This is a genomic window from Bacillus sp. 7894-2, from assembly GCF_002272225.1.
Classification (GTDB): domain Bacteria; phylum Bacillota; class Bacilli; order Bacillales; family Cytobacillaceae; genus Cytobacillus.
In genome coordinates this window covers 19,813-27,672 of record NZ_NPDG01000109.1, presented here as the reverse complement: position 1 = coordinate 27,672, position 7,860 = coordinate 19,813, and the positions used below count along the sequence as shown (strand labels likewise).

Annotated in this window: 8 protein-coding genes and 2 other annotated features; all 8 genes read right to left on the bottom strand. The window is 43.6% G+C overall.

Going from position 1 to position 7,860, the window contains the following annotated elements; all coding sequences use genetic code 11:
- Positions 1–26 precede the first annotated feature (26 nt).
- The 8 genes from trpA to CHI10_RS16440 all read right to left on the bottom strand — a co-directional run bounded on the left by trpA (position 27) and on the right by CHI10_RS16440 (position 7,722).
- Positions 27–812: a tryptophan synthase subunit alpha gene (gene trpA, locus CHI10_RS16475; protein ID WP_095245317.1), complete on the bottom strand. Its 786-nt coding sequence runs from the start codon at positions 810–812 to the stop codon at positions 27–29.
- Positions 809–2,014, bottom strand: coding sequence for a tryptophan synthase subunit beta (gene trpB / locus CHI10_RS16470; RefSeq protein ID WP_095245316.1), 1,206 nt, complete (start codon positions 2,012–2,014; stop codon positions 809–811). The genes trpA and trpB overlap by 4 nt, the downstream gene beginning before the upstream one ends.
- Positions 2,011–2,640 (bottom strand): phosphoribosylanthranilate isomerase, encoded by a 630-nt coding sequence (locus CHI10_RS16465; protein WP_095245315.1) that lies wholly within the window; start codon positions 2,638–2,640, stop codon positions 2,011–2,013. The genes trpB and CHI10_RS16465 overlap by 4 nt, the downstream gene beginning before the upstream one ends.
- Complete coding sequence (trpC, locus tag CHI10_RS16460) at positions 2,637–3,425, bottom strand: indole-3-glycerol phosphate synthase TrpC (RefSeq protein WP_095245314.1); 789 nt, start codon at positions 3,423–3,425, stop codon at positions 2,637–2,639. The genes CHI10_RS16465 and trpC overlap by 4 nt, the downstream gene beginning before the upstream one ends.
- A complete protein-coding gene (trpD, locus tag CHI10_RS16455; RefSeq protein ID WP_095245313.1) occupies positions 3,426–4,451 on the bottom strand; it encodes an anthranilate phosphoribosyltransferase in 1,026 nt (341 codons plus the stop codon). It lies immediately after the preceding gene.
- Entirely contained in the window at positions 4,423–5,034 is a 612-nt protein-coding gene (locus tag CHI10_RS16450) for an anthranilate synthase component II (protein ID WP_095245312.1), read from the bottom strand. Before CHI10_RS16450 ends, trpD begins: the two co-directional genes overlap by 29 nt.
- On the bottom strand, positions 5,031–6,425 hold the full coding sequence (gene trpE, locus CHI10_RS16445; protein ID WP_095245311.1) for an anthranilate synthase component I: 1,395 nt from the start codon (positions 6,423–6,425) through the stop codon (positions 5,031–5,033). The genes CHI10_RS16450 and trpE overlap by 4 nt, the downstream gene beginning before the upstream one ends.
- A gap of 66 nt (positions 6,426–6,491) precedes the next feature.
- Positions 6,492–6,736, bottom strand: a binding site (T-box leader).
- Between the two features lie 40 nt (positions 6,737–6,776).
- Positions 6,777–7,028: a binding site (T-box leader), on the bottom strand.
- Between the two features lie 61 nt (positions 7,029–7,089).
- A complete protein-coding gene (locus CHI10_RS16440) occupies positions 7,090–7,722 on the bottom strand; it encodes an MOSC domain-containing protein (RefSeq protein ID WP_095245310.1) in 633 nt (210 codons plus the stop codon).
- Positions 7,723–7,860 lie beyond the last annotated feature (138 nt).

The window sequence follows — 7,860 nt, the reverse complement described above, 5'->3', positions numbered from 1 at the left end:
AGCAACAAACTTTGCGAAAACAGCCTTTACAATTTAATTTCTTCTATTTTAGATGAAGCGATCAGCTCTTCTATTTTTACTAACTCACCGCTTTGAAAAAACTCTATAATCCTGCTTCCAACAATAACCCCATCACAATGTTTATTCATTTCTAGGACATGCTCAAGTTCGGCAATCCCAAATCCTGCCAATACCGGAATCGGACTTACCTCTTTAACCCTTTCCAAATGTTTTCCGAGATCACCTTTGAACCCTTTTCTTGCACCTGTGATTCCATTAACAGTTACCGCATATAAAAAGCCTTTCCCTTTGGCTGCAATCTCCTGTATTCTCTCTAATGGACTGGTAAGAGTCACAAGCCGGATGATCTCGATTCCGGCTTTCTCAGCAATTGGCGCAATAATCCCCTCTTCCTCTGCAGGAAGATCAGGCAAGATTAGGCCATCTACCCCTGATGCCGAGGCATCAGTAATAAAGTTGCCAATGCCATATGCCATTATTGGATTCATATATGTCATAAAAATAAGCGGAATATGAACAATGGGCCGGATTTCCGCAATTGCAGCTAATACGCCCCTAAGTGTTGTTCCGGCTTCTAATGCCCGAATGCCTGCCCGCTGGATTACCGGCCCATCTGCGACAGGATCCGAAAAAGGAATCCCGATTTCAATGGCTGTTGCTCCCGCTTTTTCGAGGAATGTAATTTTCTCGGCCAGTGTCTCCAAGCCTCCATCGCCAGCCATAATATATGGCACAAACGCTTTTTCATTGTTTTGCTTTAGGTTCTGAAAAACTTTTTCAATCCGGTTCATTGTCCTTTCCCTCCTAATCTTGCTCTCACTGTTTCTACATCTTTGTCCCCTCTGCCGGATAGACAGATAACAAGGCCCTCGTTTTTATTCATTTGCGGTGCAAGCTTTAATGCATAGGCAACCGCATGGGAGCTTTCTAAAGCAGGAATAATACCTTCCAGCTTGCATAATAGCTGTAACGCCTCGAGCGCCTCTTCATCTGTGATCGATTCATACTCGGCTCTTCCGCTGTCTTTCAAATAGCTGTGCTCAGGGCCTACTCCAGGGTAATCCAGGCCAGCTGAAATGGAATGAGCTTCCTGAATCTGTCCGTGTTCATCCTGCAGCAAATACATTAATGCCCCATGAAGAACTCCTGGCGTTCCTTTTGTTAAAGAGGCAGCATGTTTTTCGGTATCTGTTCCCAATCCTGCTGCTTCCACCCCAATCATGCGGACCGTTTCATCTTTAATGAAAGGATAGAACATGCCCATTGAATTGCTGCCGCCGCCAATGCAGGCTACAACTGCATCAGGGAGTTTCCCTTCTTTTTCAAGATATTGCTCCTTTGTCTCATTTCCGATAACACTTTGGAAATCACGGACAATCATTGGAAAAGGATGCGGCCCCATAACTGAACCCAGAATATAATGGGTATCCTCGACGTTTGTCACCCAGTAGCGGAGGGCTTCATTGACTGCATCTTTAAGTGTGGCACTTCCTGATTGCACACCTACAACCTTTGCTCCAAGCAGCTCCATTCTGAAGACGTTCAGCTGCTGTCGTCTGATATCCTCTTCACCCATAAAAATAATGCATTCTAGATTTAAAAGTGCACAGGCAGTTGCTGTTGCAACTCCATGCTGCCCTGCACCTGTCTCAGCTACGATTTTTCTTTTGCCCATCCGTTGTGCCAACAGAGCCTGGCCGAGTGAGTTGTTGATTTTATGAGCTCCTGTATGGTTCAAATCTTCCCTTTTAAGATAGATTTTCGCACCGCCGGCATATTTTGTGAGGTTTTCTGCAAAATACAGAGGAGTTTCCCTCCCGACATAGTCCTTCAGCAAACCTTGAAGTTCCTTTTGAAAACTTTCATCAGCCTGCGCTTTCTTATATTCCTCCTCCAATTCAAGAATGGCCTGCATTAGTGTCTCAGGCACGTACCTGCCTCCATATGTCCCAAAATGGCCCCGTTCATCAGGCAAAGTATAAGCTGCGTTCATTTTACTTCCTCCCTCTCCATGCGTTTAGCGTTGTCTATGAATCTTTTTATTTTCTCGGGATCTTTCTTTCCTTCCGTTTCAACCCCGCTGCTTACATCAACCATAAAAGGATTGGCTGCTTTAATTCCTTCTCCCACATTCTCAGGACTGAGGCCTCCTGCAAGAATGATTTTGTTGTTTTGCTTGGGGTTTTTGCTTAAAATCGACCAATCAAACGATACCCCGTTGCCCCCCCGATACTTTCCTTTCGGACTATCAAGAAGAACGTATTCACATGCATATTCATCCAGTTGAGATAGATCATCATCATCTTGTGATCCAATGCTCAGAGCTTTTATAACCGGTAAAGAAAATGAGCTGCAAAATTCCGGCGTTTCGTCTCCATGAAGCTGGATGACATTTATTCCTGAAATACTGGCTATTTCCTCAATTTTTTCTTTCGTTTCATTCACAAATACTCCGACTTTTAGCACGTCCCCGGGAAGTTCTTTAATTATTTCGCCTGCCGCCTCGGGTGCAATTTTTCTTTTGCTTTCAGCAAACACAAATCCCAGGGCATCCGCACCACTATCTATCGCAGAAAGTGCCATGCTGATATCTCTAATTCCGCAAATCTTCACCTTCATTGTCTGACAGCCCCCTGCAAAGGAAGCTTCATGGCCTTCAATAGCCCCTCCAGGTTCTCTGCTTTCATAAATGCTTCTCCGACAAGGATGGCATTTGCTCCTGCTGCAATGACACGCCGGACATCGTCTTCCGACTTAATTCCGCTCTCGCTGATCAAAAACTTCCCCGCTTTCTTTATTAGCGGCGCAAGTTTTTCTGTTACACTCAGATCCACTTCAAAGGTTTTTAAATTCCGGTTGTTTACTCCGATCAGCTGTGCTCCGGTTTTCAGCGCGATTTCCAGCTCTTCTTCATTATGAACCTCCAGTAATACTTCAAGGCCTTCATCCTCAGCAAAATCAAAAAGCTTTTGAAGCCGTTCTGCATCCATGGCAGCAGCAATGAGTAAAATCAGGTTTGCCCCTGATGCTTTTGCTTTTAAGATTTGCACCTCGTCTACAATGAAGTCTTTGCAGAGAATAGGGAGGTCCACTGTCTCTCTGACAGCTGAAAGATCAGCGAAGCTGCCTTTAAAAAACCTATTATCCGTTAAAACGGAAATCGCATCCGCACCATACTTTTTATAAAATAATGCCTGGTCTTTCGGATTTTGCCCGGTATTTATATCGCCCTTTGATGGTGAGGCTCTTTTGAACTCGGCAATCACAGCCAGTTCGCTGCCTGACGCAAGCCTTTTAATAAATGAGCGATTGCTTCCGGTTTCTTGAGCATCGATAACTTCCTGTTTCATCTTGATGATTTCTTTTCTTTTTTCAGCCAGAATTTGATCTAAAATTGTTCCCATTTATATCACCTCTTTATGGACGTTTCTACTTGCTTCTATTAACTGATGAAGCTTTTGTAAGGCAGCTCCTGAATCAATGCTTTCTTTAGCTGAATTTATCCCATCTTGAATCGTTTCAGCCCTGCCTCCTGTAAAGATGCCAATCCCGGCGTTAAGAAGGACCGTATCTCTTCTTGCTCCCTTTTCTCCCTTCAGGACACTCATAAGAATTTCAGCATTTTCCCTGGAATCTCCGCCTCTGATCGCCTCATTGCTGCAGAGGGATAGACCAACTTCCTCTGGGTGGAGAATTTTTTTCGTTACCTTGCCGTTATTAAGGATGGCCAGGTGATTATCCCCCTGCAGGGATGCTTCATCCATAAACCCAGCACCATTTAAAACAACTGCCCGCTTTCTTCCCAAAGTTTTGAGGACCTCTGCAAACATTTCAATATAATCCCTCCTGTAAATCCCGAGAAGCTGATGATCAAGTTCAACCGGATTGGTCAATGGCCCTATCAGATTGAAGGTTGTCGGTATCCTCAAATCCTTGCGCACTTTCATGATTCTTTTGATATTCGGATGCACATGAGGGGCGAATAAAAAGGCAATCCCGATTCCCTCCAATATTTCCTCCGTGCGCTCAGGCGGGTGATTTAGGTTTATTCCCAAATGCTCCAGAACATCGGCACTGCCTGTTTTACTGGATACACTTCGGTTGCCATGCTTTGCAACAGGAATTCCGGCACCTGCAATCACAAAGGCCGAAGTGGAGCTGATATTAAAGCTGCTTGAACCATCTCCTCCTGTACCACAATTATCCAAAACATTTGAAATCTTCTTACTAAATGAAAGAGATTTACCCCTCATCGCTTTTACGATGCCTGCAATTTCTTCAACTGTTTCCCCTTTTGTTTTAAGACTCACCATAAATGCCGCAATCTCACTGTCCGTTACATCCTGGGCAAGTAAATTGTCCATTGCTTCCTTCATTTCTGCCTCTGTTAATGACTCCCGTTCAGATAACCTCTGCAGTATTGTTTTCACTCTTATCTTCCCTCCTGATTGTTTGTAGAAAGTTTTCCAAAATTCTTTTTCCAAGGTCTGTTCCTACTGACTCCGGATGGAACTGCAAGCCGTATAATGGATAGACTTCATGTTTGATTGCCATTATTTCATTGTCATCCATTGATCGGGCCAAAACCTTAAAGCTGCCAGGCAGCGTTCCCGACTGTATTATTAAGGAATGGTAACGCATGATGCTGATTGGCTGCGGCATGTATTGAAACAGCTGTGATCCGTTATGCTTCAGATTAGATACCTTGCCATGCATAATTTTTTTTGCTTTTTCAATCTTTGCCCCAAAGGCATAGCCGATTGCCTGATGGCCAAGGCAAATGCCGAGGATAGGGAGCTTCCTGTAAAATTGCTGAATAACTTCAACAATGACTCCCGCTTGTTCCGGCCGTCCCGGCCCAGGGGAAAGGACAATAGCATCGGGATTCAATTTTTCAATTTCTTCGACTGTTATCTGATCATTCCTTACAACTTTCATTTCCTGTCCCAGCTCACCCAAATATTGATAAAGGTTAAATGTGAACGAATCATAATTATCAATCAGCAGAATCATTTTTTGTCCTCCAAAAATGCTTTCAATTTATGAAGCGTTTCTTCGTACTCTTTTTCAGGGACGGAGTCATGCACGATGCCCGCCCCAGCTTGTATATAGGCGTATCCATCTTTAATCACCATTGTCCTGATAGCCAGTGCGAAATCCATATTGCCGTTCCCGGAAAAATAGCCGACTGCTCCTGAGTAAATTCCTCTTTTCACGGTTTCAAGTTCATTGATGATTTCCATTGCTCTAATTTTGGGAGCACCTGAAACTGTTCCGGCAGGCAGACACGCAATTAAGGCATCAATCGGTGTATGTGGATTTTTCAGCCTGCCGCCGACTTCGGATACAAGGTGCATGACATGCTTATATCTCTCAATTACCATGTTTTTTTCAATAGTGACCGATCCGAATTCGCAGACACGGCCGAGATCATTTCTGCCCAGATCGAGCAGCATCCTGTGTTCGGCAAGCTCCTTTTCATCTTCTACCAGGTCCCTTTCAAGCTGTAAGTCTTCCTCTTCTGTCTTGCCTCTTGGCCTTGTTCCAGCAATCGGATTCGTAATTACTTTGTCTCCTGCTGCTTTTATAAGGCTTTCAGGCGATGCCCCTGCAACTGCATATACATCAAAATCAAGATAGTACATATATGGGGATGGATTTTGCACTCGTAACTTCCGGTAAAATGCGAAAGGATCTCCAGTCAATTCTGCTTTTAACCGCTGAGAAAGCACCACTTGGAAGATGTCTCCCTCCTCAATATAGGACTTAGCTTTGTTTACCTTTTCAACGAAGTCTTCTTTAGATATGGAGGCTTTAAAAGCTGACAGTGCGGCTTCTTCCGATTCATTTCCCGCTGTCCCCTTCTGGATTTCGGCCTTTCTTTTCTTTATTTTTTCCCGCAGCTGAAATTCATCAGTTTCTTCCAGTAAAGGCATGGCTACGAGATATACCTTTTGCTCCAGATGATCGAAAACCGCCACTTCCTCAAAAAACATAAGGTGGACATCCGGTACATTCAGCTCATCATAAGGAATAGTCCCAATATCTTCGTATTGTCTGATGACATCATAGCCTGCATAGCCAACAGCTCCTCCACAAAATGGGAACTGTTCAAGGGCGGGCAGCTTTTCCCCCGGCATCAGCCTTCTTACCGCATCAAGCGGCTTTTCAGCCAAAACTTCTGTTTTTCCCCTGGCAGTAACAGCTGTCCGGTTTCCTTCTCCTTTTAATTCCATCACTGGATCTGCGCCAATAAAGGAATACCTTCCCGATTTCTCATGCTTTAGCGAGCTTTCTAACAGAAATTTTTTTCTTCCGCTCATTCTCTGAAAGATTGAAATTGGTGTTAATGTGTCACCCTCCAGCTCTTCGATTATATAAGTCCCATCTAATGTTGGTTTCAATATTTCTCTCCTCCAGTTCTTTAAGGAAAATAAAAAAAGTCCCCTATACCCACATTAGTTGCAGGTATAGAGGACGTGTCTTGTGAACGTGGTGCCACCTCTTTTTAGAGCAAAAAAGCTGCTCCCTTTTTCGGGTACGGAAATATATCGATACCCTATCCTTTTAACGGCGGAAACCCGTGCTCCCCTACTATCGTTCAGGAAGCCTCTCGCAAGTCCATTCGAATGATGTTCCGTACCGGGCTCTCACCTATCCCCGGCTCTCTTGAACGGATCTCCATCAACCTACTCCTCTTGCTTAGCGATTTAAAGTATTAAAGTTGCATGAAAATAAAAAAGGGCTCCCCGTCTAAAAAGGACGAGAAACCCGTGGTGCCACCTTTGTTAGCTGATCAATCAGCTCACTTAACAGATATCAAAGCGAAAATCGCCTGAATATCTGTCCCTTGTAACGATGAGACCGTTCGCCAAAGCCTACTGCTTAAAAAAGGTTCGGTTTGGAGGCTCGAAAGTCCATTCACTGCTGTTTCCACGCTGATTTGCACCAACCATCAGCTCTCTTTAGTTTCACCAGCAGTTACTACTCTTTGTCATTGCCGATCGATATATTGCTTATTATACTATTCCGATAAATGAAAAATGTCAAGGGGAAAATCACATTTTTTTATAATAATGCTTTTTCCAGCTTTTCTCTCCAGACATCTGCAAGTTCCTCAACCCTAAGCAGCTGTTCAATTGCTTTAAGGTTTTTGCGGTCATGGAACATGATAAAATTCCCCTGCAGAACCGATACACTTTCCTGCTTTCTTTCTTCAAGCGTTAGGACGCTGTCTGCTGTTACAATTCCTTCTTTCAGCACTCTGAAAAAGTAGCCTGTGAAGCATGTTTCCACAATTCTTCCTAAAAGCCGATCTTCTCCGTTATGCTTTGATATTGTGGAGCATGGGATACGCCCCTGGGTTATTTGTATGATTGATTCCCCCAGTGAAAAGGTGTCACCGATAAAAACATCCTTTTCCAGCATATTTCCCGCACAAATATTTTCACCAAATGACGGCGGAGAGAATGTCTTTTTAAATTCTTTCTCCCACATCCCGTAATGTTCGTAGGGATATAGGCATACTGCACGGTCTGGGCCGCCATGAAAATCAGTGTTTGCTACCCCATCTCCCAAAAAACCTTCCTTCGTTAAAAACACACTATTTATTTTATCTTTGCCAATACCCGAAATTTCCACATTGTTTTTCCAGGTGTGTGTTTTTGGCTTCCCTATGCTTAAAGCAATAATCTCCCTCACATAATCCCCCTCACCAGATTCTCTTTTCTATATATTTTAACGGTTTCTTTTTAGTAAATCGAAACATATTTTTCATAATTTCATTTTCCCATAAAAAGACAGAGGTTTTTCTAGTTAGTTTTCCTGCAATTAGCCCAT

Bases quoted from the DNA above. Each gene is read 5' to 3' on its own strand.
- trpC (WP_095245314.1), bottom strand. From the start codon at position 3,425: ATGGGAACAATTTTAGATCAAATTCTGGCTGAAAAAAGAAAAGAAATC.
- trpA (WP_095245317.1), bottom strand. From the start codon at position 812: ATGAACCGGATTGAAAAAGTTTTTCAGAACCTAAAGCAAAACAATGAA.
- CHI10_RS16450 (WP_095245312.1), bottom strand. From the start codon at position 5,034: ATGATTCTGCTGATTGATAATTATGATTCGTTCACATTTAACCTTTAT.
- CHI10_RS16465 (WP_095245315.1), bottom strand. From the start codon at position 2,640: ATGAAGGTGAAGATTTGCGGAATTAGAGATATCAGCATGGCACTTTCT.
- trpB (WP_095245316.1), bottom strand. From the start codon at position 2,014: ATGAACGCAGCTTATACTTTGCCTGATGAACGGGGCCATTTTGGGACA.